Genomic DNA, 20,513 nt, shown 5'->3' with positions numbered 1-20,513 from the left:
AGCAGCGACTCATTATCACAAACACGGAGACCAAATCTATGACTACTGACACCGAATTGGTGCAAAAAACTAACACCAGAGTTTGGGTGCTGGTGATCGACCACAAGCATGGAACCACCGTCACCGCGCACCCGTCGCGGGCGGCCGCGGACGGCGCGGTCCATGACCACTGCGACGAATGGTGGGATCATGAGTTCGGAGCCGAGACCCGCCCCGCCGACGACGAGCTTGTCTCCCGCTATTGGGAGAAGATGAGCGAGCGCGGCGAGGAGTGGCACGTCATTGAAGAATGCGTGGTGCGATGATGGCGATACGCTCTTATTCGATCCACGAGATGCTGCTCGCCGTGCGGCGCCTGCCGGCCACGATGCCGGAGTCGGATCGCCTCACCAAAGGCGGTTACAACACCCACAGAGATCACTGGGATCGGTGGCTGAGCGGGTACGATGGACCTGGCTTCTACGGGCGCAGCAGCTGGGATGTTGATGCGAGAGCCGTCTACCAGCGACTCAACAATGGCCACATGATCGTTTGGCTCAACGAAGCGGCCGGCGAAAGCCCGCCGCTGATCCGGGTCACGATCCGAGATATGCAAATGCGCGGCAACGGCCGCGCGCAAACGGAAGCCAAGATCGTCCGCGATCGTCACCCATGGGAACGAGCGGCTTCGCTTCTGTTCCGATAGCAACAACCCGCCCCCGACAAGGTCCAGTTTCGGCCCTTGCCGGGGGCTTTTCCTTTGCTCGGGTAACGGTATTTAGGCACCTCCGGCAAATAGGGCCGTTTCGGCCCTATCAGGCCCAAAGGGCCGCCAAAAGGCCTAGGGTTAGGCCTTTCGGTATAGGCTTAGGCGCCTACCCCTAAACGCCGCTCCTAGGGCCGTTTCTGCCCCGCCGTATGGCCCTCAAATCAGGGTCAATTGCCCCTGCCCCTGCCCGGTTAGCCCCCGGTTCCCCTGCCCGGTTCCGCCCCCGGTTCCCCTGCCCTTGGGGCGGGTTCCCATGGGCGTTTTCCGGGGCGGGGCATTGGGCCGCCCCGCACCGTTTGCCGCATAGGCAACGCCAGCTAGGGCCGCTCGCCCCGCTTCCGTTATGCCGTATCTTTTCCACTTCGCCAGCGTCACAAGCCCCTTGAGGTACAACGACTCTCCGACCGAAAGGCCGACACTAATCGTCGCCCCGTCGGGGGCGAGGAGCGACAGGAAATAGCGCTCGCGGCGCGACAGCGCCTCGGTCATGCGGGATCTCCCGCATATTGCGCCTTGATCTCAGACCACTGCTTCCCTTCAGGGTGGCCGCGGCTGAACCAGCGCGAGTAGGCGAGCGCTCGCTTGCGGAAATCCTCGTCGTCCCGATACCTCCGCCGGTAGTTCAGCCGGATGCAGGTCTTGCACCTGATCCTGAAACCGCCCCTGCACTCTTTTGATTTTTCCTGCCGGCTGTTCTCTGGCGTCAGCGCGTGGCCTCGCTTGCAGAAATTCATGCCAGCACCCATTCCTTGCCGGTCCATGCGATCCGTTGCGGGCGCAGCGGAAACATTTGCGCCAGCGGCTCGGCAGGATTGGGGACGAGCGGCACGATGTAGCGAAGCTCGCCGACGACGGGCTTGCGTGGCGCGATCGGTACGAGCTGGTAGGTCAACACTTGCTCGCCCCGGTTCAGCTTCGCGATCTGCTGCATCGCCATCATGACGGGTTCCCGCTGGGGTCGACGATCACAAAGCCGCGGATCGAGCGAACATGCTCGCGGATCAGGTGATGGCCGGAGTTGCCGTCGTGGACGAACCACAGATCGCCGACCACATGGCGCAGCAGCACGAACACATGACCGGACCTGGCTGCAGCCCGATAAGGCGCCGGCTCAGCGCGAGGGAATTTGCGCAGCCAGTTGTAGGCCAGGTTCAATGCCGGGACGATCTTGTGGAACAGGAACAGGCTCGCCTCGCAGCCGCAGAAGGCGTGCGGACAGCCGGTCGGGCGTGTGCCGACGACGACAGCCCCTTCCGTCACCGCGCGCCTGCGCAGGGCACGATGATGGTGCCGATAGTGGTGATGCCCCCGCGCCTGCGCGCTCGAGATCGGCGCCACCGCCAGAACAAACAACAGCGGGACAAATCTGATCAAGGTCATCATGGGCGCACCGCCTTCGCCAGATCGCGGATCATGCTGTCCAGCTTCGAGCGCTCCTCACGGAGACTTTCGATCGGCTTGCACAGCTCGCGGATTTCCAGATCCAGCTTGTCTCGCGCAACCAGCTTCTGATCGAAGATCTTCAACATCTCGACCGCCTGATCCAGAAACCTCTGCCCGCGCGCGACGGCTTCGTCGATCGCCGAGTTGGAGCCGATGGACCCGAAATTCTCGTCGCGGATTTTCTCGACCCACGCTTGCGGCACACCGAGATCAACCGACACCTTCTTGTCGGTCCACCCCGGGCTGTAGCCGGTGCGCTCGTCGACATAGACGTTGTTCAGCTTGTCAAAGATGATGCGACGCTCGTCGCGGGTGGGCTGGCGCGGTTCTTGCGACGCTACCGCCACCTCTGGCTTGACCTGCTGGTTCTGCACTTCAGTTTCCTTCTTTTGTGGGTGGTTCGCGTTGCGGACGCAGCTCGGGCAGATGTCCTTCTTGCCGATCTCCCAGCCGAGCGCCTCGAACTTGCGAGTGATGATCTGTCTCTCGGCGCTCTCGGCGCCGGGTCGCTTCATTGTGTTGACGGGCACCGCCGCCCTGTAGCTGCATTTGTGGCACTGCTTGGCGAACGACCTCTGCGGTCGCCCCTCGATCACCGTGAGCGTGCGGACCGGCGTCATGGGCGGGCCTCGTAGTAGCTCACGTTCCTGCGGGCGCGCACCGCCGCCTGCCGCTTCGGATTGTTGTGATACCGCAGCTTCTCGAACTCGCTACGGCAGCGCTTGCATTGGCGCACCGTGTATCCCGACGACAGTTTATTCAGCTTCGTATTGGTGGCCGTGAAGGGATGCCCGCGCTTGCAATGGGTCTTGAGTGGGGGTGCCATTTTTGACCACCTCACGCCTTGACGTAGAGCGCGACGTAGGCCTCGATGCCGCCGCCCTGCGGCAGCGTGCGCGGCTCCAGGCGAATGAGCTTCATGCCCTCGCGACGAAGCCGGCGATGGATGTCGATCATCGACACGCCAATAATAAATTCTCTGATCACGTTTGGTCTCCTTGGTTATGTTGGAAGAGACGCTGCGAACGCCTCTTGGGTGGTTGGTCTAGGACTCCTGCGGGGGTTCAATCATGCTCTCACCGGCACGCGATCGCGGCGCAGGCCGCGCGAGATTTCCCGCAACCCGCTGCGAACGAAGCCGGGGATCTGATCCTCGTTGAAGTCGAACGTCTTGCTGGCCCAGAAGCCGACGGCCTGCGCGGTTTCGGTGTCGTGGGACAGATAACGAGGTATCCAGCCGAGGGCCTGCTCGCAGCGCTCGATCTCCGCCCCCGACGGCGGGATGCGAATGCGGTTCTGCTCGCGCTCCCATGCCTCAAGCTGACCGGCCTGCTGAAGCTCGTTCTTGAGCGCCTGCAATTCGCCGGCCGTCATCGCCTCGAAGTGCGGCCACGCGGTGCCGAACTGCTTCGGCCAAATCCGCATCGGCATGCGCCGCACGGTGGCTGCGGCCTCGACGAGGCGACCGCCGACCATCTCGTGGTGCCACACGGCCTCCCCGTGTGCCGCCCCCTGCCGGGGACGGACCTTTGCCGGGTCGACGATGGTTTGCTGCGGTATGTGATCTTGGTTCTTCATTCGGCAGGCCCTCCAATCTGTGTCGCATCGAACGGGGGCTGCATCGCGGGTCCGTCGACGACGGGCATGTCACCCATCTCCGCATCGTCACCGAACTCCGGCTCGCCCTGATCGAAGTATGTCGAGACGCGGCTGCTCTCCTCACTGGGAGGGGTGGCCTCCTCCTCGCGATCGACCGGATCGGGCCGCTTCGGCACACCCCGGATTCTCTTCCCGGTGATCCAGACAAAGGGATTGGAGCGCGCCATGATGCCTTTATCGATCATGAAATTGTTGCCGCGCTGGATCGCCTTCCTGACAGCGTCATCCGATGCATCCGCCGCAAAATTCTCCCGATAGATCTGGCTCCAGCGCTGGGCCTCGACGACACGGTCGACAGACTTCGGCAGACCAAGCCGTGGCGGCGGCGCGACACCGAACTCCTCAAGCGCGCGACGCAGCGCGCGATAGGTGTTGCGGTTCTGGTCGGTCATGTTGATGCCAGCCTCTTCTTCGGCCTGCTTGACCCTGGCCGCTGGATCAGCATCGATCCATTCGACGACCGCCCCCGGGATCGGGGCGTTGTCCTCGTCGTACCCGGCGATGACGCCGCGCAGGAAGAAGTCCGTGATCTCGCCGTCCTCGCCTTCGCGCTGCTTGGTGATCTGGGTGAAGCGGCGATCGCGCAGCTTGTTGCCATCCGCGATTTTGGCCGGCGCGTCCTTGGCAGTGTGATCGTAGCGCCCGATCTTGATGGCGGTCTCGAACGCCGCATACAGCGAGGTATGACCGCGTGGACCCGTGCCGCCGGCGTTCATGTGGTGGACAAGCCAGAGCCCGCAATCGCACTCCTCGCGGATACGATCGAGCCGCGACATCACAAGGCCGACTTCCTTGCCGTTGATCTCGTCCATGCCCGGCGTGGTCTTGTTTAACGTGTCGATCACCACGGCTTCGAGTTCGAGCTGGTCGTCGGGGAACATCTCGTTCCAGTTCGCCACCAGCACCTTGATCTCGGCGATCAGTTCAATGACCTGCTGCTCATTGCCGAACAGGTCGAACTTTTTGGTGAGACAGATGAACGGAAGGTATTCGTCCTCGGAGATGCCTTTGCCCGCGGCGTAGCCGGCGAAGCGATTATAGACGAAGCCGGCGCCGGCCTCGGCGGCACAGTAGACGACCAGACCGCGCCGCACCTTGCGGCCGAGATAGTCCCCTCCGCGCGCCACCGCCATCGCGAGGTCCTGGGTGAAGAAGCTCTTGCCGGACTGACTGGCCCCGTAGATCAGCACCGTCTCTTTGCGCGGGATCAGCCCCTTGATCACATACTGGTAGGGCGTGCGCGTGGCGCGCGGCGCGCCCCACATAACGGCTCCAAATTTGGAGACAAAGGGCTTGGGCTCGTACAGCTTCGCGATCGAACCGACCAGCTGGTAAAGCTCGCTCGACGTTCCGCCGGCCTCGAGCCAGTCGGTCGTGTCGCCCTTCAGCGGCAAGTTCGGCAGATCGAGGATGCGAACGCGCTTGGCGGTGCCGCGCAGCTTGCCCGCAACCATCATGCCGTGATCCTGCCCCGGCAATACCGGGCGACCGTCGGGATGCCAGCGCAACTCGCCGGTCTGAGGGTTCTTGGCCTGCGGGTCGTTGTCGCGAATGATGACGACGTCCGCATCCTTGAAGTACGGCGTCAGTTCATCCGGCCACTTGCCGGCGCCGCCCGCATTACAGGTGGCGGGAACGCCCAGATCGGCCAGATTGTCGACGTCCTTCTCGCCCTCGACAACGAAGATCGTGCGCTCGTCCGCGACGGCCTCGATCAACTCGGTCAGCCGATACGGCACCTGCGTGATGCCGTCGCGCTTCCACACCCATTCGCCCCTGACGTCGGACGGATCGTCGTCGGGGCGTGCCGGGCGGCGCTGCAGGAAGTTCTTCGGCTCCATGCGGCAGACCTGGAACAACAACTCGCCGCTCTCGGCCGTGTAGTCGTAGGTCTTGACCAGCTTAGGCTTCGCTTTGGGCGCTGCCGGCTTGGGATCGGGCCTGCGATCCGGCTCGCGTTCGGACTGCGCGCTCGATGCGCGCCCCTGCTGCTGCGGACGACGATCCTCGATATCAAGCCCCAGTGTATCGCGCATCCAGTCGATCGCCTCTTTGCCTTCCATCCCCTTCTCGCGCTTGATGAGCGCAAGTGTTCCGCCGCCGTCGCCGGCCTCGAAATCATCCCAGAACCCGGTCTCGATGTTGACCTTGAGTGAGCCCCGCTTGCCGTAGCGCAGCTCTCCGCTTTTGCGTGACGTCGGCTTGCCGAGCAGAGCGTCGGCCACCGCCTCGATATATCGACCCCAATCTTCCATTATTGATCCAGTACAGCTGCATAGAGCTTGTTATTAACGACAGCATCGATGATCTCTGCTGCGAACTCGTCGTACTCAACACCGCGCCGCTTGGCCTCCGCCCGAAGATCAATCGAGACGCCTGCCCCGAGCCTGACCTTCAAGGTCGCGTTTGATTTGCGCGCCGCCGGCGCATTCGCTTCAGTCCCCATGCCCACCCCAATGGTTGAAGCTCAGGCGCTGCCGTGCGCCAGAGCGTCGAAGCCGCCGGCCGGACTACCCATGAACAGCCAGCCCGCATTCAGTCTCTCGCAGTGATTGGCCCACCGCTCGATGTCGGCAGCGAGAACGATGGCGTCTCTGTTGCGGACGTTCTGTCCGCGCATGTCCGCCACCACCACCCTTGCCGCCTCCACCGAAAGCGAGTTCCAGCCAGCCGAGTCCGAGAACTTTAAGGTCACCCGGTAACCACGGTTTTCATCGAAGGCGTGCCCCACCGCGATCTCGCGCCCCGCCGGGGACGAGATGCACCACCGGCCATCGCCGTCGGTATGGATCGGAGTGTTTGTTCTCATCATCCCCCTCGCTTCTTCCGTCCGGCGATAACGGCGTCGATATCGCTCTCGTTGGTGATCAGAAACTCAAGCGCATTTGCCGTCGCCATGCGGATGCGGCGCACCCGCTCCCACCGCGCGACCACGTCGCGCGAGGCGTTCGGATCTTCTCGCGCCGCCCTCGCCATGATGTCGGCGTGGACGAAATCGTCGTAGGCCACCTGCCACATCGCGTGGGTGGTGATGGGCGTCTTGTCCGTGGCGCGGCTTGTGTCGTTTGCCATTTGTGACCTCACGCGACCGGCAGCACGCCGAAGGGCGCGTACTTCGCTGTCGCCCACATCCAGATGCCGCCAGCGTCAGCGGCGTTGTCGTCGACCGCAGGCCAGCCAAGCTGAGCGCAGAGCGTCATCATCGCCTTCTTGGCGTTGTTGCGAGAACCGAACTTGGACGTGCCGAGCGCCTTGGCCCGCCAGGTCGACACTGCGACCGACCAAACCGTGATGTTGCGGCAACGAGCAGCGCCGGTGATGGCGCCGTAAAGACCGTGCAACAGCACCGTGGTCTCGTATCTCGACTCGCCGTTCTTGTAGAACGGCTCCTCGACCGCGATCAGCACCGGGTCATGCTCGGCGATCAGCCCATGCACCAAGCTCGCCGCCTGACCGAAAACGTCGATGGGGCGGTCACCGTGACGATCAAGCTTTATGCTTCTAAGATCGGGCTTGCCGCCGATGGGGCCGACCGCGCAGCCGCATGCCGTTGCCGGATCGAACGTGATCACGCTGGGTTTCGTCATCACAGATCACTCGTGACTGCGTCATCGTCGTTGTGGTTCTTGTCGACGAGCATATGCAGGATGGCCATCTCGGCTCCCCACATCTGCGCCACGCCTTCCTTGAAGCCCTGCGCGTGCCCAAGCTCGTAGGCCATGCAGGCGCCAAACAGGGCTGCAGCAACGTCCCAGCTGATGCAGCCGGCAATGCGGCTCCAGATGCTTCTACGCTGCGGCGTCGGTCCGTTTTGTTGCGACATCGTTGGTCTCCTTGTTCCGGATCGAGAGGCCGAAGTGCCCCGCGCAATAAGCGCAGCCCTCCGACATCACCGGGTCGCCGCAGTACAGGTACGGTGGGCGGTCTGCGAAACCTCCCATCGGCCAGCGGCAAGTGCTTTCCTTGAGTTCAGTAATTGCGATTGGGTTTTCGGATTTGGTTTCAACAAAGCGCGCGGCGATCGACCCGTCGGCGACGAGGACGGGTCTCGGTCTGCGCCTGCGAGGCGCGCACTTCCGCGCGGGGCTGGAAGTGCCCCGGTTCAAGCGCTGTCCGCCGCTTTCCGTTTTGAGTTCGATCTCGGCGCGATGGCACTTGCCGATCACGGCGTTGCGCGTGACTGCATGGCCCAGCGCACAGAGATCGTTGGCGATCTCGCGCGCGGTTGCCTTCTCGTCCGCGCGCTTGCGGACAAACGCGAGCATCTCGTCATCCCACACGACCGTCACGGCTAGCGATCACAATCTGTCGGTATTGCGTCGGCGCGGCGCGTCAGGACCGCGACCAAGGATGCTGATCGTTCGATCAAGCGAAGCAATCGCCTCACAAGAAAGCGAAGAAGGCAGCGCCTGCAGGCACCGACGAGCTGCCTCAATGCCTGCCACAGCAGTATCCACCTCAGCAGCGTCTGCGGCTGCAACAAGCCGTTCCATTTCCCATGCTTCGATCCGTCGTGCATCGCCATACCAAATATCTCGAGTTCTGCTGATGGGGAGACCGGTCCTGTCGGCGGCGCGGCCGATGGCCGCTTTCACCTGATCGCCTGGGGGACACGGCTGTGAGCAACGCTTCGCCAGCGCCGCTGCCCTCTCCGAAGAATTGTCAGAGGTCAGCGACGAGGTAGTTCTTTCCGAAAGATGCAACGTCATGTTTAGGTAGGGCATGATTTCTCCTGGAACGGAGGCGCGCTACTGCCGCTACAAAGCGCACCGGGGGTTTGACGTGATTGGAAACAAACGCTCACAATGCAGCACAAGAAGCCGAGTGCTGCATTGTGGACACAGTTCCCGAAAGACTGGATTGATGAGTAAAATTTGCCGTGAAAAAACCTTGCCTGCGACCGCCGCGATCTGCGAACGTGGCGCAGGAACTTATCCAAGGAAAAGCTGGTATGAGTGCGAGTTCTGCGTGCGCCGAAGTGACGGACCTCTCGGCGGATCGGTCGTGCAATCTCGGCGGAGAACAACAAGAACAAGTTCCGGTCGCGGAACATCTCGGCGAGCTGCAGCCAACAAGCTGCGAATATGTGGGTGCCGACGAGGTGCTCGTTTCGCTGAAAAGCAAGACCGGAGAAATCTTCTCCTTCTCGCTGAAGACCGCCATGCTGGTGCACGGGATCAATCTGGCGGTGACGCTGATCAACAGCTGCACCGCCCAGGTATTCAGAGACCTCGACGTGTTCTGATACCGTCGTCATGCGCGCGCCTTCTTCGCGCCACGATAGCCGGCCCGGAGTTCCGGCGGCATGTGGTCGTTGGCGTCAACGAGCCCCTTGGACTCGGTGCGGATGCGCGCGATCATCTTCGGCGTCGGGAAGTGTTCGTAGAGCCGGTACCGCGTGATGTTCTGCCGCGAGGTCTCGATCTTGCGGGCGAAGGCTGCGTCGGCGGCGTACGGCTTCATGTCCGGGTATTTTTCTTTGAGATAATCTTCGAGCGTCATGACCCCTCGGGTGCTTCTTCGATGGGAGATGGCGGATACGCGGGACCTAAATTGCACCGGTTCAGTGCATTGTCAAGCCGTCCTGTGCACCGATTTCTAAAAGTGACTCCCATGCACCGATTTGGTACCTGTTGACGTCACCCAAAAATGAACAGCCGCAACTAGAATTTAATTGACCAGACAGCGTTTTAAACAAGTGCCGTCACGTTCGCGATTAAAGGTTCCCGCGATATGGATACCGTAGTGCAGAGGCCCATGGAGTCACACAATCCGAGCCAACGGAACCGTAAATGGCCGAGCGGCAACTCTTTGCGATTCTATCGCGAGAAAAAGGATTGGACGCTGCAGGAGGTGGCCAAGGCGCTCGACACCAAGCACCAGACCATCCAGAAGCTCGAGACCGGCAAGATGAAACTCACGCCGGAATGGGCCGACCGGATCGGCGAAGTGCTTCGCGTCCCCGCCAAGTTCCTCGGTTTCAGCAACGCCCCCGACAGCTACAGCTGGGCCGTGAAGCCGGTCCCCGTCGTAGGGGTGATCGACAGCGAGATGCGGGTCAACTTCACCGAATCGCCGCAGCGGCGAATCGGCTTGGCGGACGCAAGCCCCGGCCTGCGGGCGCTTGAACTGGGCAAGGATTCTATGCCCGGCTTCGAGGGGTGGATGATCCTGTACGACGACGACGCGCGCGAGCACGTCACCCAAGGCATGCTTGAGCGGCAAGAGCAGAATACCAAATTCCTGGCCCACGTTCTGAATGGGGAGACGTGGTGGCGCAGGGTCGTCCCCAGCGCCCGCCGCGGCTTCCACCACCTCGAATCACTTCACAAGCAGACCGTCTACGACGTCGAGATCGACTGGGTCTGCGAGGTTCTTAGATTCGAGCCGCCCGGCCAGGATCTTCCTCCCTTCGAAGAATAAATCGATTCGCCGGCTGGCGTTTTGCACCCGGTTCCCTGCGCGGAATCGGGTGGGACATCGCTATGGGACATCGACGGGACATTTGGGACATCGATGCTTTGGCATGCAACTTGCAATTGGTTATTACTTAAAGAAGGTATATATAAACAGTAGTTATTAGGGGGCCTTAAGGCCCCCCTAATATAACTACTTATTCCGATAGACCTCCTTTCAACAGATTCAAAAAATTACTGTTGCACTACGCGCACACATGCGCGAGAGAGATTGCACCAAAAAAAATCATTTCCCGTGCAAGACACTCTTGACGACTGCACTGAATAGGTGCATTTCTCCGGGCACTGAGACCACCCCAGTCGTCCACCACCAACAGTGAACCCCATTGATCGAGCATTGCGCGGGCGCTTCGCAGGCGCCCGCTCATCTCGACACAGGGTCAGGAGCGTCTTGCATGATTACAGTTGAGCCTGAAGTAGGCACCTTTCGTTCGCTTAGTTCCATCACCGCCCCCGTCGTCGAGAAAATCACGCTCGGAACCGTCGAGCGTCATCCGGTTACCGACCGCGCGTCGTGGCTGCGCATGCGCGCCGCCGACCTCACTGCCTCCGACGTCGCCTCGGTTTGCGGCGTCGGATATCGCAGCGCGATGGCGGTTTGGGCCGAGAAAAAGGGCCATATCCCGCCGAACGGTGACAGCCCCATCCTCCGTCGGGGACGGTGGTTTGAAAAAGCTATCTGGGAGGCCATCACCGACGAGCGTCCCGAATGGCAGCTGCGTGCGGCCAAGGTCTATTTGCGCGCGCCAGCGCTGCGCTTCGGCGCCACGCCGGATGCGCTCGCCATCGACCCTGCTCGCAAGGGTTTGGTCCTGATCCAGGGCAAGGTCGTTGCGAAGCCGGTGTTCATTGCCGACTGGCTCGGCGGCGACCGCGAGGGCACCGCCCCCACCGTGCCGCTCGGCTATCAGCTGCAAACCCTGTCGGAGACGATGCTGGCCGAGGCCGCATTCAACGGCGAGGAAATTCACCCGGTGCTGGCAGCGCTTGTGGTGGACAGTTTCACGGCCGAACTCCACCTGATCCCGGTCGCGCGTCACGCCGATGCCGAGCAGAAGATCCTCGCCACCGTCCGGCAGTTCTGGGCTGGCTTCGATGCGGGCATTCAGCCTGCGGTCGATCCGACCAAGGACCACGATGTGGTGCGCAAGCTCTTCCCCGCCGAGAACGGTGCCACGCTCGATCTGTCGAGCGACAACCTGCTGCCGACGCTGATCGACGAGCGCAAGCGGCTCGGCGAGGAAATCACCGTCCGCGAGAAGCGGCGCGATGCCATCTCGACCGAGATCATGTTCAAGCTCGGCGATAGCAGCTTCGCGCTGATTGCCGGCGGCCGGAAAATTTCCTGCAAGGTCACCAACGTCAAGGAAGCGTTTCGCGCGGCCTATTCGTTCCGCTCCATCCGTGAGGTGAAGGTGCGATGAACAAGCCCCTCACCGCTGCGGAAGCAAGCGCAGGTCACAACCGGCCTGCGGTGCTGACCGCCGACATGCTCAAGCGCGACTTTGCCTATCTCGATACGGCGGTCGCCGAGATCAAGAAGCTATACAACGCCTGCCCGCCGGTCTGCGAGGACACGGAAGACCTGGAGATCATGCGCTCGGCCGTGAAGCGGTTTGCGGGCGGCTACAAGCGGGTTGAGGCTGTCAGGGTCGAGGCCAAAGAACCATATCTTGACGCCTGTCGCATCACCGACTCGCACTTCAACACCCTCAAATCCATTCTCGAAGGATGGCAGACCGATGTTGAGGGGCGCGCCCACCGTTTCCTGAAAAAGGTGGAAGCGGAGGAGCGCGCCCGACGCGAGGAGGAGGCCCGCGCGACGGCGGAAGCTGCACGTGTCGCCGCGGAAGCCGCGCGCCTGGCCGAACAGGAGCGCGTCGAGGCCGAACAGACCCGCCTCGCCGAGACCTTCGTGGGAGATGCGCCCCCGACGGCTGGATACGACGATCGCGCGTCCGCCGCGCGCATCGAAGAAACCACGCTGCGCACGACGGCGATCCAGAAAAGCGCCGACGCCATGAAGGCTCAGCAGGCCGCCACGGCCAAGCCTGCCGATCTGGCGAGGACGCGGACCGGAACTGGTCTGTCCACGCTCACCGAGGTCTGGAAGTTCGAGATCATCAATGTCGACGATGTCGATCTCTCGGACCCGGTGCTGCGCTCCTGCATTCCCGCCACCGATATCGCGGCGGCCATCGGCCGCTATGTGCGGACACACAAGGGTGACCGCCCGCTCAAGGGCGTTCGCATCTATTCCGACACCAAGCCGCTAATGACCTGAACAACAGCCGGGCTTCGCAGGCTCGGATCACAAGGAGACCAAAAATGAATTTTGTCGATCAACGGAGTCGCGTGGCCGATTTGGAGGCGTTCGCGGGCACTAGCCCCGTCGCCAACAACCTGCCCGTCGCTGCCGCCAGCACGATGCCCGCCGACCGCGTGTTCGGCGCGCAGCCGATGAAGATCAAACGCGACCCCGAAAATATCTTCAAGCAGATCAGGATTGAAGCAGCCGCAGCCGGCGAGAATTTCTACTACCGCTTTCCCGTCCGCGCGAAGATCAAGGACCCTGAAACCGGCAAGGAGACGTGGGGCACTGACTACATCGAGGGGCCCACGATCAAGTGTGCCAACTCGGTCTCGCGCCTGTTCGGCAACTGCGATGTTGACTGCCGGGTGCTGGACGTCGGCAGCCACTGGGTATTCCACGCCCGCTTCATGGACCTCGAAACTGGCTACTCGCTGACGCGCCCGTTCCAGCAGCGCAAAAATCAGGGGTCCGTCAGGGGCGACTCCGGTCGCCAGGAGGATATAGCGTTCCAGATCGGGACGTCGAAGGCCATCCGCAACGTCATCACCAACGCGCTCGAACTCTACACGACCTTCGCTTGGCAGGAGGCCAAAGATGCCATCATCGAGAAGGTCGGCAAGAAGTTGCCCTTCTACAAGGAAAAGGTCGCCGAGCGTCTCAAGGAGCTGAATATCGATATCAGCCGTGTCGAAGCAGTGCGCGGTCGCCCGCTGGCAAGCTGGCTTGCCACCGACGTCGCCAAGACCATCGCCGAGTTGCAGGCCATCAACGATGGCATGGCGACCGCCGACGAGACCTTCCCGCCGAAGGAGACGAAGACCGACAGCGAGACTGGAGAAGTGCTCAACAATTTCGCCAGCACCACGACCGAAGGCGCCGCCGCCACGGACGACGCCGAGACCAAGACAAACGCGCCCGCTGCCGACAAGCAGCAGGCGCAAGGATCGCAACCTGCCGAGACTGGCCCCCACGCCACGGCAGGCGCGACGGAGGGCGCCGAGAAGGGAGACGGCGGAAACGTACCCAGCAACGCCTCGGCGCCCTCCACTACCAATGGACCGAAAGATCCTGCGAACGATGCCGAGTACGACGCCTACGCCACGAAGTGGATCGCGGAGCAGATCGATCCGGAAGAGCCTCGCGCGCGCTGGGCGCGCGAGAAGAACATGCGCAACAAGGCGAACGTCTCGCCGGAGACGCGCGACAGGCTGGAGACGGCCGTCAAGGCCAAGGTCGCTGAGTTGAAGAAGAAGTCTTAACAATCCGAAGTGGGGCAGACGCAACGACGGGCAGCGCGCGGCTCGAACAACGGGAAGATGACCTCCGGGCCCCATTTCGTCTCCCCTCGGGGAGGGATTGCTTTCACCGGCCAAGGTTGTCATCGCGCGCACAATTCACTCCCGCACCCGGGCGCACGGGGACGGTTTGGCGGCAACTCCGGGTGCTCGTAAGGCCGGGGATTATTTTTGGAAACGGACTTCGCAGGTCCGAGAAGCAAGGAGACCATTGTGGCTGGAAGTTTGAACATGGTGCAGTTGATCGGCAATCTGGGCAAAGACCCGGAGATCCGTCGCACGCAAGGCGGCAAGCCGATTGCCAACCTGTCGATCGCAACGTCGGAGAGTTGGCGCGACAAGCAGACCGGCGAGCGCAAGGAAAAGACCGAGTGGCATCGCGTCGTAATTTTTAACGAGGGTCTGGCGGGGATCGCCGAGAAGTACCTCAAGAAGGGCTCCAAGGTTTACGTCCAGGGCGCGTTGCAGACGCGCAAATGGACCGACCAGAGCGGCGTCGAAAAATATTCGACCGAGGTCATCCTGCAAGGCTTCAACTCGACGCTCACCATGCTCAGCGACGGCAATGGCGGCGGCAATGGCGGCGGCAATCGCCGCTCGGATGACGACGGCGGCGGCGACTTCGGTAGCGGCACTCGCCAGTCGTCGGGGGCAGGCTCACGCCAGTCGAGCTTCGCCAACAACGACATGGACGACGATATTCCTTTTTGACGACGTCGGCGTCTCAACACCGCGCCGGTCGGTTACCGGCATTCAAAGGAGACCCAAACTATGAAGCGTATGTTTTTGATTGCCGCCGCTGTGGCCGCAGCAATCGGGTGGATGGCCCCGGCCGCCGCTCAGACCCCCGCTCCGAACAAGCCGTTCCAGATCAAGACCCGGCTGGATCATCTGTCCGGAACGCAGTGGGTTGTTGTCCTCAGCTACCTGCCGTCGGAGATCACATCGATCACATGCGACAGCTGGACGATGCTCGGCATCGGAAGCTGGAAGCATCAGAACGATTTCACGATTCCGGCGGGTCCGTCCGTCGCGATCATGGATGCCAACAAGTTCGACGGCTATTGCAAAACAAAAGGGTCGATCGTCGCGCACACCGACGACGGAGACTTTGTTGGCGTTCTGGACCGTGGCGACGGCAATTGGGACGCTAGCACAAAGCTCACATTCAAATAACCCGCACCGGGAGGCGCGGCAAAGCCTCCCAACCAATTCTCGGAGACTAAAGATGAAGCTCGCGTTTCTCGCATGTTTGTCGACCTGGCTGGCAGTGCTGTCTGTCCTGCTTACCGCCTTCACCGCGCTGTCGACTGCCACCAACCTGAAGATCCTCGCCGCGAACGCCGTGCTGCTGGCCATCTTGATCTGTGTCGCACGTTACGAAGGACGCCATTCTTAACAACCGCCGTTTCGCAGACGGCATCCACCAAGGAGACCAAGACTATGGCTAAGAAGCCCTACCCGAAGGGACTCGGGTACAAAGAGAACGACACGTCGAAAGACGCGGCTGAAGAGTTCGAATCGCGCGCCGTGGTGCTGCGCGCTAGGGCCTACAGCTACATCAGTAGAAACCCCGGCAGGACCGCCGACCAGATCGCGGAGGCCTTGGGGGAGACCATCGTGTCCATGCGCCCGCGCGTGTCTGAGCTTCGCAAGGAGGGTCTGATCGTCAACGACGGCCGCGGCGTCAACGCTTCCGGCATGTCGGCGCACCGCTGGCGGGTTGCGACCGAAGCGGAGCGGGCGATGCGAGGTGCAGCATGAGTAAGGAAGAAACACAGCAGACCATCGGCAGGCTGCTGCAAGGACCGACGGATCGAGACGCGATCCATGTCGCGGTCGCGCCAGTGTACTGCTTTGAGACGATCTATCCTGGCCAGCACATCGGGTTTGTCGATGGCAATGCCGAGCGCGGCATTGTGTCAGCCAAGGTGCCGGCCGAGCGGATGATCGGTATCGCTGACCCGTTTCTGAGGTCGCCGATTGGGTCAGGCGGCATGTTCTGGATGTTCCTGTACCCGAACACGGTCACCGGCCTGAAGCACCTGTGGAAGCATCCGGCGTTCGATGTAGACGTGGCCAAGGCCGTCGCCGACAAGAAGGCCGCCTCCGAAGCATGGCTGCGCAACTTCTGCGAAAACAGTGACGGCCCTTCTTACGACAATCTGATTAAAGCCGCGCTCAACGGCGGCGCATGGGCGGATGAGGAGGACAGCTACTACAGCATCTCAATCGAAGACGGCCACTTCGGCGTCTACGGCACTGATGCGCATGGTGAGATCCCTTCGGAGTTCTGGGACCATCTTGAGGCCCTCACCGGGTTCAAGGTGACGGAGCGCCCGGAATACTTCTCCTGCAGCTGCTGAGATGACCCCGTGCCGCGCCAGCTGAATGAAGCCGAGATCACGATCAACGGCAAGCGTCTGACCCAGACGGAGTCAGGCGCCTTGCGGGTGGCGCTGCAATTCGCGCGGCGCGACCTGCAAGCCGCTCCGAAGGATCTTTTGGCCGCAGGCCTGCTCGATAGGGTCGACGGCATGCTGCAGATGATCGATGAGACGGAGGTGACGCTGTGAGCAGTCTGATCCTCCCTCGCCGCTCAGTCCTCAAGGTTCTCGCCGGCCTGATCGCGGCGCCCGCGATCGCGCGGGCGTCAAGCCTGATGCCGGTCAAGGTGATGGAGCCGCTGCCGGAGCCGCTCTTCAAGTTCACCAGCCGCTATCCCGGCATCGTTCCATTGCGTCACGACATCAACTTCGGCCCGACTACCCTGAACGGCCTTCCGGTCTACCACCAAGACGGCAGGCCCGTCAGCAGCGGCGAGCTGGTCTCCGGTCACTTCTGCCGTATCAAGCTGGACGGCGATCGATGGGTGCTTGTGTGACCGGCATCCTCATCACCAACGACAGCGACCGTGCCTTCCTCCATCGCATGATCGACGAGGCGAAGATCGGCACGATGGTCGAGATGCGATACGAGCCCGCCACCGACGACCAGCGCAAAAAGATGTGGGCGATGCTCGGCGAGGTCGCCGAGCAGTACCAGCACCAAGGCCGCTTCTACGCCAAGGAGCAATGGAAGGTCCTGATGATGCATGCCTGCGGCCAGGAGGTCGAGTTCATGCCCTCCCTCGATGGCTCGACCTTCATTCCCTACGAGGGCCGTTCATCGAAAATGAACTCAAGGGACATGAACGAATTGCTGGCCTTCATCGAAGCATGGGGCGTCCAGAACGGCGTGGAGTTCAAGCAATGAAGCGCGCCAAACAACTCTCGCTCGACATCAAATACTATAAGGTCGAATGCGCTGGCTCCACGGTCACGGTTCAGGCTCCGACGCCGTCGGCAGCGAAGTATCGCGCCTTCAAGATAGCCAAGGAGGCTGGCCTCTACTGCTACGACGGCGGCTTCCTTGCCTTCGTCGGCGGCGGGGTCAAGGTGGCGGAGCTGCGCCAGTGACGAGCCTTCGCGGTGACGAGCGCACTGAGTTTCCGCAGAGCGTCCGCAAGGCGGCATTCCGCCGCTGCTGCAAGGGATGCAGCGTTGAGGGCGTCGCCAACATCCCCGGCGTCCCGCAATGCGAGGGCTGCGGCAACGAGCTGCGCCCCGGCGGCACCTTCTACGAGCACATGGACCCCGACGGCCTCGGCGGCGAGCCGACGGCCGAGAACTGCCAGGTGCGCTGCACGGTCTGCAAAAAGAGCAAGGACAAGGTCGACAACAAGATCATGTCGACCGCGGACCGCAAGCTGAAAGCCGCCTATGGCCTCAAGCCGTCGAAGCGATCGCCCATCAAGGGACAAGGATTCCAAAAGGCACCGCCGCAGAACAAGGCGTCGAGCCCTATCAACAAGTGGAGAGGATTTTGACAGCGACCTATCAGAATCGAGTTCGGGAATGGATGCGGGCGTGCTTCTCGATGGAGGTTTGCCGCGATCGCGTCGAACGCAACCATCGCTTCCTTGAAGAGGCGCTGGAGTTGGTGCAGTCGCTCGGCTGCACGGCGAGCGAAGCGTATCAGCTGGTCTACTACGTGTTCGATCGCCCGGTGGGCGAACCGATGCAGGAACTGGGCGGCACGCTGGTCACCCTTCACGCGCTGGCGAGCGCCAACGATATGGACGTCGACGCGGCTGGCGAGACCGAACTCGCCCGCGTCTGGACCAAGATCGAGGCCATCCGCGCCAAGCAGGCGCAGAAGCCGAAGCATTCGCCCCTGCCCGGCCTATCCGTGATGCCGTGGCGCTGCTTTCATTGCGACGAGGTCTTCACCGACGAGGCCGCCGCCCGCGAGCATTTCGGCATCAGCGAGATGGAGATCCCCGGCTGCAAGCTGAATGCCCTCGAAGGCGGCCTGCTGGGCATCGTGCGCCGCCAGGAAGAGCAGCTGGAGCAATATCACCGCGAAGATACTGCCAGCTACCGCGAGTTCTACGCGCTGGGCGCCGATCACTATCGGGCGCTCCGATCCGAGGAGGAGAAGGGCTACGCGCGCGGTTTGAAGGACGCTCGCCAGGAGACAGAGGCCGAGAACGTCCGGCTGCGCGCCGCGCTGGCGCGCTCGAAAGATCCTTGCGTCTATTGCTCGCTGCCCGCCGAGGAATTGTTTAAGTGCAATAGCGGTTTCCCCGGATGCTCTCGCGCGGATGACGTCATGGGCTGTCCGGAGTTGGGTGCCATGCTGCGCGCCGAGGAGGCCGAGACCGAGGTCAAGCGGCTGACGCCCTACGTCGACGCCTTCCGGCGCGAGGAGGATCGCGCCGATAAGCTGGGCAGAGATCTGGATGATCTGCGGTCGACGCTGAAAAACGCCAAGCCTGCCATCAAGGCCCTGCAGGAGTGGTTCGGGTTCCAGTCCGCGGATAACACCAACACCCTCTACAACGCCGCAGGCAAGCTGTTCGGATCGACGTTCGACCCGACCGAGTACGACGACGTAGAGTAATTCAAACACCCGTCCCCGACGAGGCGCTTCGCAGGCGCCCCTGCCGGGATCGACAAGGAGACCGGCTTTGACTGTTCGTAAGTCTGAAAACCTGCTGCGCGGCGACAGGACACCTGCCTATGTTAGCCGGGAGACCGGCGCCGCGGAGCTGCAAATCTCTGCCGACACCTGGGACCAGTGGGTCAAGGAAGGCCGCCTACCCCCTCCGTGCGACGGCTTCCCCAACGGAGCGCCGCGCTGGCGCTGGGAGGATGTTGACCGTAAACTCTCTGGCCGAGTGGAGGCTGCCGGTACCGCAAACGTCGCCGACTACCTCAAGGGAGTGCAGTTCATTGCCAAGAAAAAGGGAAGCGGGCGTGCAGCTGCCTGAAGGCGTCGAAGTATCCATCAAGTGGTACAAGGGCAAAGCCTACAAGTATTATTACTGGAACCCCGGACGCGGCACCAAGCGCCAGAGTGACCGCATCAAGCTGCCGGACCCTGAGAAGGATTTGGTGGCGTTCTCGCGCGAGCTTGAGCGGCTGAAGAAAGCCGGCACGGCGCCCTGCCCCGTCGGGTCGATCGGCAACCTGATCGCTCAGTATCGCGACAGCGACGAGTTCAAGCGGAACTCCGATGGCACGAAATCAAACTACGAAGTTCATATGCGCCGTTTCGAGGACCGCGAGGGATGGGGTCTGCTGTCGGCGCGCGGCCTTGAGCCGATCGCCGTCCAGACGCTGCGCGATGCGATGAAGGAAACGCCGGTGATGGCGAACCAGATGCTCTCGGTGGGTGGCACCATCTGGGATTGGGGTATCCCGCTCGGCATCGTCAAGCTCAACCCGTTTGAGAAGATCAAGGACCTCGAGATACCGGACCGCGGCCATGTGCCATGGCCATCGTGGGTCGTCGAATACTTTCGCCTGCACGCGACGCCCGACCTGGTGCGGATGATGCGGCTCGGCATCATGACGTGCCAGCGCGTGAGCGACATGGTCAGGATGGGCCCCGAACACCGTGATGACGGCAACGGCATCTGGTGCCGGCCGAAAAAGACGCGCAAGCGCCGCCGCGCCTTCCTTATCCCGCTCACAACGGCCGACGCGCTAGAACTCGATCGCTGGGCGGAAACGCCGGTGACGTTCACGAACAGCCGGTGGCTGAAACCCATCGAGCGCTTCCGCGAGGATCTGTACCTTTATTCGCCGAAGGCCGGGCCCTACACGCCCGACAGCCTCCGCGCTCGCTTGGGTCGCTGGTACGCCGAAACGGAGGAAGGCCGCGTCATTTGCAAACGCTGGAAGGAGTGGGTCACCGCACAGGTCAAGAAGTACGAATGGGATATCGACCCCGAAGAGGCCGACCACCCGACCATCCATGGCCTGCGCGGCACCGGCATCCTGGCCCGTGCCGAGCAGGGCTATGAGGTCGACCAGATCGCCAACGACATCGGCATGACCCCTCAGAACGTCGGCCACTACATGCGATTCCGGGACCAGATGAAGGTCGCCGAGGACGGTCGCAAGCGCCTCCAGATCGTCGGCAAAGGGGACTAGACCGTGAACCCGCAGGCAGCTATAGCCACGTCGCGAGTGGCTGGTTTTGCAAGAAAGATATTGACCCTTGCAAGAAATTCGGAAAAAGCCGAATGA

The 20,513-nt window shown here is 62.1% G+C and carries 36 protein-coding genes; 20 read left to right on the top strand and 16 right to left on the bottom strand.

The genetic code is table 11. The annotated features are described in order from the left end of the window. The first annotated feature begins 38 nt into the window (after window positions 1-38). Both B5527_RS14210 and B5527_RS14205 read left to right on the top strand, forming a co-directional pair. The gene (locus B5527_RS14210; protein WP_154072228.1) at window positions 39-305 is read left to right on the top strand and encodes a hypothetical protein; all 267 of its coding nucleotides are present in this window, start codon (window positions 39-41) and stop codon (window positions 303-305) included. 29 nt (window positions 306-334) lie between these two features. Continuing rightward, on the top strand, window positions 335-685 hold the full coding sequence (locus B5527_RS14205; protein WP_154072227.1) for a hypothetical protein: 351 nt from the start codon (window positions 335-337) through the stop codon (window positions 683-685). Between the two features lie 219 nt (window positions 686-904). On the opposite strand, the gene B5527_RS14200 is transcribed toward B5527_RS14205, so the two are convergent. The 15 genes from B5527_RS14200 to B5527_RS43830 form a co-directional block, all read right to left on the bottom strand. Further along, window positions 905-1,237, bottom strand: coding sequence for a hypothetical protein (locus B5527_RS14200; RefSeq protein WP_079601882.1), 333 nt, complete (start codon window positions 1,235-1,237; stop codon window positions 905-907). A 241-nt stretch (window positions 1,238-1,478) separates the two neighbouring features. Beyond that, on the bottom strand, window positions 1,479-1,688 hold the full coding sequence (locus tag B5527_RS14190) for a hypothetical protein (RefSeq protein ID WP_154072226.1): 210 nt from the start codon (window positions 1,686-1,688) through the stop codon (window positions 1,479-1,481). Beyond that, a complete protein-coding gene (locus B5527_RS14185; protein ID WP_245332609.1) occupies window positions 1,685-2,131 on the bottom strand; it encodes a hypothetical protein in 447 nt (148 codons plus the stop codon). The genes B5527_RS14190 and B5527_RS14185 overlap by 4 nt, the downstream gene beginning before the upstream one ends. Then, window positions 2,128-2,811 carry a hypothetical protein gene (locus B5527_RS14180; RefSeq protein WP_079601879.1) on the bottom strand — a complete coding sequence of 228 codons (684 nt, stop codon included), beginning with the start codon at window positions 2,809-2,811 and terminating at the stop codon, window positions 2,128-2,130. The genes B5527_RS14185 and B5527_RS14180 overlap by 4 nt, the downstream gene beginning before the upstream one ends. After that, entirely contained in the window at window positions 2,808-3,017 is a 210-nt protein-coding gene (locus tag B5527_RS14175) for a hypothetical protein (protein ID WP_079601878.1), read from the bottom strand. Before B5527_RS14175 ends, B5527_RS14180 begins: the two co-directional genes overlap by 4 nt. Window positions 3,018-3,028: 11 nt before the next feature. Next, the gene (locus B5527_RS43840; protein WP_154072225.1) at window positions 3,029-3,178 is read right to left on the bottom strand and encodes a hypothetical protein; all 150 of its coding nucleotides are present in this window, start codon (window positions 3,176-3,178) and stop codon (window positions 3,029-3,031) included. 81 nt (window positions 3,179-3,259) lie between these two features. After that, window positions 3,260-3,769, bottom strand: a complete 510-nt coding sequence (locus tag B5527_RS14170) for a hypothetical protein (RefSeq protein ID WP_079601877.1) — start codon at window positions 3,767-3,769, stop codon at window positions 3,260-3,262. Next, window positions 3,766-6,105, bottom strand: coding sequence for an AAA family ATPase (locus B5527_RS14165; protein ID WP_079601876.1), 2,340 nt, complete (start codon window positions 6,103-6,105; stop codon window positions 3,766-3,768). Before B5527_RS14165 ends, B5527_RS14170 begins: the two co-directional genes overlap by 4 nt. Then, window positions 6,105-6,296: a hypothetical protein gene (locus tag B5527_RS14160; RefSeq protein ID WP_079601875.1), complete on the bottom strand. Its 192-nt coding sequence runs from the start codon at window positions 6,294-6,296 to the stop codon at window positions 6,105-6,107. Before B5527_RS14160 ends, B5527_RS14165 begins: the two co-directional genes overlap by 1 nt. 21 nt (window positions 6,297-6,317) lie before the next feature. Beyond that, on the bottom strand, window positions 6,318-6,659 hold the full coding sequence (locus B5527_RS14155) for a hypothetical protein (RefSeq protein ID WP_154072224.1): 342 nt from the start codon (window positions 6,657-6,659) through the stop codon (window positions 6,318-6,320). Further along, the gene (locus B5527_RS14150) at window positions 6,659-6,922 is read right to left on the bottom strand and encodes a hypothetical protein (RefSeq protein WP_079601873.1); all 264 of its coding nucleotides are present in this window, start codon (window positions 6,920-6,922) and stop codon (window positions 6,659-6,661) included. Before B5527_RS14150 ends, B5527_RS14155 begins: the two co-directional genes overlap by 1 nt. An 8-nt stretch (window positions 6,923-6,930) precedes the next feature. Further along, window positions 6,931-7,437, bottom strand: coding sequence for a hypothetical protein (locus B5527_RS14145; RefSeq protein WP_079601872.1), 507 nt, complete (start codon window positions 7,435-7,437; stop codon window positions 6,931-6,933). Further along, window positions 7,437-7,673 carry a hypothetical protein gene (locus B5527_RS43835; protein ID WP_154072223.1) on the bottom strand — a complete coding sequence of 79 codons (237 nt, stop codon included), beginning with the start codon at window positions 7,671-7,673 and terminating at the stop codon, window positions 7,437-7,439. Before B5527_RS43835 ends, B5527_RS14145 begins: the two co-directional genes overlap by 1 nt. After that, window positions 7,639-8,115 (bottom strand): GcrA family cell cycle regulator, encoded by a 477-nt coding sequence (locus B5527_RS14140; RefSeq protein ID WP_154072222.1) that lies wholly within the window; start codon window positions 8,113-8,115, stop codon window positions 7,639-7,641. The genes B5527_RS43835 and B5527_RS14140 overlap by 35 nt, the downstream gene beginning before the upstream one ends. Window positions 8,116-8,148: 33 nt before the next feature. Then, entirely contained in the window at window positions 8,149-8,574 is a 426-nt protein-coding gene (locus B5527_RS43830) for a hypothetical protein (RefSeq protein ID WP_154072221.1), read from the bottom strand. A gap of 194 nt (window positions 8,575-8,768) precedes the next feature. Here B5527_RS43830 and B5527_RS14130 point away from each other — a divergent pair, with 194 nt between their 5' ends. After that, the gene (locus B5527_RS14130) at window positions 8,769-9,095 is read left to right on the top strand and encodes a hypothetical protein (protein WP_154072220.1); all 327 of its coding nucleotides are present in this window, start codon (window positions 8,769-8,771) and stop codon (window positions 9,093-9,095) included. Window positions 9,096-9,103: 8 nt separating this feature from the next. Here the strand turns inward: B5527_RS14130 and B5527_RS14125 are convergent, their stop codons facing one another. After that, the gene (locus tag B5527_RS14125; RefSeq protein ID WP_079601868.1) at window positions 9,104-9,352 is read right to left on the bottom strand and encodes a hypothetical protein; all 249 of its coding nucleotides are present in this window, start codon (window positions 9,350-9,352) and stop codon (window positions 9,104-9,106) included. 231 nt (window positions 9,353-9,583) lie between these two features. On the opposite strand from B5527_RS14125, the gene B5527_RS14120 reads away from it, so the two are divergent. From B5527_RS14120 to B5527_RS14045, 17 genes are all read left to right on the top strand, one after another. Then, complete coding sequence (locus tag B5527_RS14120) at window positions 9,584-10,273, top strand: helix-turn-helix domain-containing protein (RefSeq protein WP_079601867.1); 690 nt, start codon at window positions 9,584-9,586, stop codon at window positions 10,271-10,273. A 448-nt stretch (window positions 10,274-10,721) separates the two neighbouring features. Beyond that, window positions 10,722-11,750 carry a YqaJ viral recombinase family protein gene (locus B5527_RS14115; protein ID WP_079601866.1) on the top strand — a complete coding sequence of 343 codons (1,029 nt, stop codon included), beginning with the start codon at window positions 10,722-10,724 and terminating at the stop codon, window positions 11,748-11,750. Beyond that, entirely contained in the window at window positions 11,747-12,610 is an 864-nt protein-coding gene (locus B5527_RS14110) for a hypothetical protein (protein ID WP_079601865.1), read from the top strand. The genes B5527_RS14115 and B5527_RS14110 overlap by 4 nt, the downstream gene beginning before the upstream one ends. A gap of 44 nt (window positions 12,611-12,654) precedes the next feature. Then, window positions 12,655-13,899, top strand: coding sequence for a hypothetical protein (locus B5527_RS14105; RefSeq protein ID WP_079601863.1), 1,245 nt, complete (start codon window positions 12,655-12,657; stop codon window positions 13,897-13,899). A 249-nt stretch (window positions 13,900-14,148) separates the two neighbouring features. Further along, window positions 14,149-14,646: a single-stranded DNA-binding protein gene (locus B5527_RS14100; protein ID WP_079607277.1), complete on the top strand. Its 498-nt coding sequence runs from the start codon at window positions 14,149-14,151 to the stop codon at window positions 14,644-14,646. Window positions 14,647-14,706: 60 nt separating this feature from the next. Further along, window positions 14,707-15,111: a hypothetical protein gene (locus B5527_RS14095; RefSeq protein WP_079601862.1), complete on the top strand. Its 405-nt coding sequence runs from the start codon at window positions 14,707-14,709 to the stop codon at window positions 15,109-15,111. Window positions 15,112-15,163: 52 nt separating this feature from the next. Then, window positions 15,164-15,334 carry a hypothetical protein gene (locus B5527_RS43825; RefSeq protein ID WP_154072219.1) on the top strand — a complete coding sequence of 57 codons (171 nt, stop codon included), beginning with the start codon at window positions 15,164-15,166 and terminating at the stop codon, window positions 15,332-15,334. 44 nt (window positions 15,335-15,378) lie between these two features. Next, window positions 15,379-15,699 carry a hypothetical protein gene (locus tag B5527_RS14090; protein ID WP_079601860.1) on the top strand — a complete coding sequence of 107 codons (321 nt, stop codon included), beginning with the start codon at window positions 15,379-15,381 and terminating at the stop codon, window positions 15,697-15,699. After that, on the top strand, window positions 15,696-16,301 hold the full coding sequence (locus B5527_RS14085) for a hypothetical protein (protein ID WP_079601859.1): 606 nt from the start codon (window positions 15,696-15,698) through the stop codon (window positions 16,299-16,301). The genes B5527_RS14090 and B5527_RS14085 overlap by 4 nt, the downstream gene beginning before the upstream one ends. 9 nt (window positions 16,302-16,310) lie before the next feature. Beyond that, window positions 16,311-16,511 carry a hypothetical protein gene (locus B5527_RS14080; RefSeq protein ID WP_079601858.1) on the top strand — a complete coding sequence of 67 codons (201 nt, stop codon included), beginning with the start codon at window positions 16,311-16,313 and terminating at the stop codon, window positions 16,509-16,511. Further along, window positions 16,508-16,819, top strand: a complete 312-nt coding sequence (locus tag B5527_RS14075) for a hypothetical protein (protein WP_079601857.1) — start codon at window positions 16,508-16,510, stop codon at window positions 16,817-16,819. Before B5527_RS14080 ends, B5527_RS14075 begins: the two co-directional genes overlap by 4 nt. Further along, window positions 16,804-17,190, top strand: a complete 387-nt coding sequence (locus B5527_RS14070; RefSeq protein ID WP_079601856.1) for a recombination protein NinB — start codon at window positions 16,804-16,806, stop codon at window positions 17,188-17,190. The genes B5527_RS14075 and B5527_RS14070 overlap by 16 nt, the downstream gene beginning before the upstream one ends. Then, window positions 17,187-17,393 (top strand): hypothetical protein, encoded by a 207-nt coding sequence (locus B5527_RS14065; protein WP_079601855.1) that lies wholly within the window; start codon window positions 17,187-17,189, stop codon window positions 17,391-17,393. Before B5527_RS14070 ends, B5527_RS14065 begins: the two co-directional genes overlap by 4 nt. Continuing rightward, entirely contained in the window at window positions 17,390-17,803 is a 414-nt protein-coding gene (locus tag B5527_RS14060) for a hypothetical protein (protein WP_079601854.1), read from the top strand. The genes B5527_RS14065 and B5527_RS14060 overlap by 4 nt, the downstream gene beginning before the upstream one ends. Window positions 17,804-17,913: 110 nt before the next feature. After that, window positions 17,914-18,879 carry a hypothetical protein gene (locus B5527_RS45715; protein WP_197689302.1) on the top strand — a complete coding sequence of 322 codons (966 nt, stop codon included), beginning with the start codon at window positions 17,914-17,916 and terminating at the stop codon, window positions 18,877-18,879. A 67-nt stretch (window positions 18,880-18,946) separates the two neighbouring features. Next, entirely contained in the window at window positions 18,947-19,249 is a 303-nt protein-coding gene (locus B5527_RS14050) for a helix-turn-helix transcriptional regulator (RefSeq protein ID WP_079601853.1), read from the top strand. Next, window positions 19,236-20,417 (top strand): hypothetical protein, encoded by a 1,182-nt coding sequence (locus B5527_RS14045; RefSeq protein WP_079601852.1) that lies wholly within the window; start codon window positions 19,236-19,238, stop codon window positions 20,415-20,417. The genes B5527_RS14050 and B5527_RS14045 overlap by 14 nt, the downstream gene beginning before the upstream one ends. Window positions 20,418-20,513: the final 96 nt, after the last annotated feature.

The organism is Bradyrhizobium erythrophlei (assembly GCF_900129425.1).
In the GTDB taxonomy this organism is placed as follows: domain Bacteria; phylum Pseudomonadota; class Alphaproteobacteria; order Rhizobiales; family Xanthobacteraceae; genus Bradyrhizobium; species Bradyrhizobium erythrophlei_C.
The sequence above is the reverse complement of the archived record's forward strand: the minus strand, read 5'-3'. Positions and strand labels throughout refer to the sequence as shown.

Coding starts and splice junctions, on each gene's coding strand:
- B5527_RS14085 (WP_079601859.1), top strand. CDS start 15,696: ATGAGTAAGGAAGAAACACAGCAGACCATCGGCAGGCTGCTGCAAGGA.
- B5527_RS14180 (WP_079601879.1), bottom strand. CDS start 2,811: ATGACGCCGGTCCGCACGCTCACGGTGATCGAGGGGCGACCGCAGAGG.
- B5527_RS43835 (WP_154072223.1), bottom strand. CDS start 7,673: ATGTCGCAACAAAACGGACCGACGCCGCAGCGTAGAAGCATCTGGAGC.
- B5527_RS14125 (WP_079601868.1), bottom strand. CDS start 9,352: ATGACGCTCGAAGATTATCTCAAAGAAAAATACCCGGACATGAAGCCG.
- B5527_RS14115 (WP_079601866.1), top strand. CDS start 10,722: ATGATTACAGTTGAGCCTGAAGTAGGCACCTTTCGTTCGCTTAGTTCC.
- B5527_RS14145 (WP_079601872.1), bottom strand. CDS start 7,437: ATGACGAAACCCAGCGTGATCACGTTCGATCCGGCAACGGCATGCGGC.
- B5527_RS43830 (WP_154072221.1), bottom strand. CDS start 8,574: ATGCCCTACCTAAACATGACGTTGCATCTTTCGGAAAGAACTACCTCG.
- B5527_RS14150 (WP_079601873.1), bottom strand. CDS start 6,922: ATGGCAAACGACACAAGCCGCGCCACGGACAAGACGCCCATCACCACC.
- B5527_RS14160 (WP_079601875.1), bottom strand. CDS start 6,296: ATGGGGACTGAAGCGAATGCGCCGGCGGCGCGCAAATCAAACGCGACC.
- B5527_RS14065 (WP_079601855.1), top strand. CDS start 17,187: ATGAAGCGCGCCAAACAACTCTCGCTCGACATCAAATACTATAAGGTC.
- B5527_RS14200 (WP_079601882.1), bottom strand. CDS start 1,237: ATGACCGAGGCGCTGTCGCGCCGCGAGCGCTATTTCCTGTCGCTCCTC.
- B5527_RS14110 (WP_079601865.1), top strand. CDS start 11,747: ATGAACAAGCCCCTCACCGCTGCGGAAGCAAGCGCAGGTCACAACCGG.
- B5527_RS14205 (WP_154072227.1), top strand. CDS start 335: ATGCTGCTCGCCGTGCGGCGCCTGCCGGCCACGATGCCGGAGTCGGAT.
- B5527_RS14140 (WP_154072222.1), bottom strand. CDS start 8,115: ATGCTCGCGTTTGTCCGCAAGCGCGCGGACGAGAAGGCAACCGCGCGC.
- B5527_RS14070 (WP_079601856.1), top strand. CDS start 16,804: ATGGGTGCTTGTGTGACCGGCATCCTCATCACCAACGACAGCGACCGT.
- B5527_RS14095 (WP_079601862.1), top strand. CDS start 14,707: ATGAAGCGTATGTTTTTGATTGCCGCCGCTGTGGCCGCAGCAATCGGG.
- B5527_RS14090 (WP_079601860.1), top strand. CDS start 15,379: ATGGCTAAGAAGCCCTACCCGAAGGGACTCGGGTACAAAGAGAACGAC.
- B5527_RS14155 (WP_154072224.1), bottom strand. CDS start 6,659: ATGAGAACAAACACTCCGATCCATACCGACGGCGATGGCCGGTGGTGC.
- B5527_RS14210 (WP_154072228.1), top strand. CDS start 39: ATGACTACTGACACCGAATTGGTGCAAAAAACTAACACCAGAGTTTGG.
- B5527_RS14190 (WP_154072226.1), bottom strand. CDS start 1,688: ATGATGGCGATGCAGCAGATCGCGAAGCTGAACCGGGGCGAGCAAGTG.
- B5527_RS14170 (WP_079601877.1), bottom strand. CDS start 3,769: ATGAAGAACCAAGATCACATACCGCAGCAAACCATCGTCGACCCGGCA.
- B5527_RS14185 (WP_245332609.1), bottom strand. CDS start 2,131: ATGATGACCTTGATCAGATTTGTCCCGCTGTTGTTTGTTCTGGCGGTG.
- B5527_RS14105 (WP_079601863.1), top strand. CDS start 12,655: ATGAATTTTGTCGATCAACGGAGTCGCGTGGCCGATTTGGAGGCGTTC.
- B5527_RS14120 (WP_079601867.1), top strand. CDS start 9,584: ATGGATACCGTAGTGCAGAGGCCCATGGAGTCACACAATCCGAGCCAA.
- B5527_RS14165 (WP_079601876.1), bottom strand. CDS start 6,105: ATGGAAGATTGGGGTCGATATATCGAGGCGGTGGCCGACGCTCTGCTC.
- B5527_RS14175 (WP_079601878.1), bottom strand. CDS start 3,017: ATGGCACCCCCACTCAAGACCCATTGCAAGCGCGGGCATCCCTTCACG.
- B5527_RS43825 (WP_154072219.1), top strand. CDS start 15,164: ATGAAGCTCGCGTTTCTCGCATGTTTGTCGACCTGGCTGGCAGTGCTG.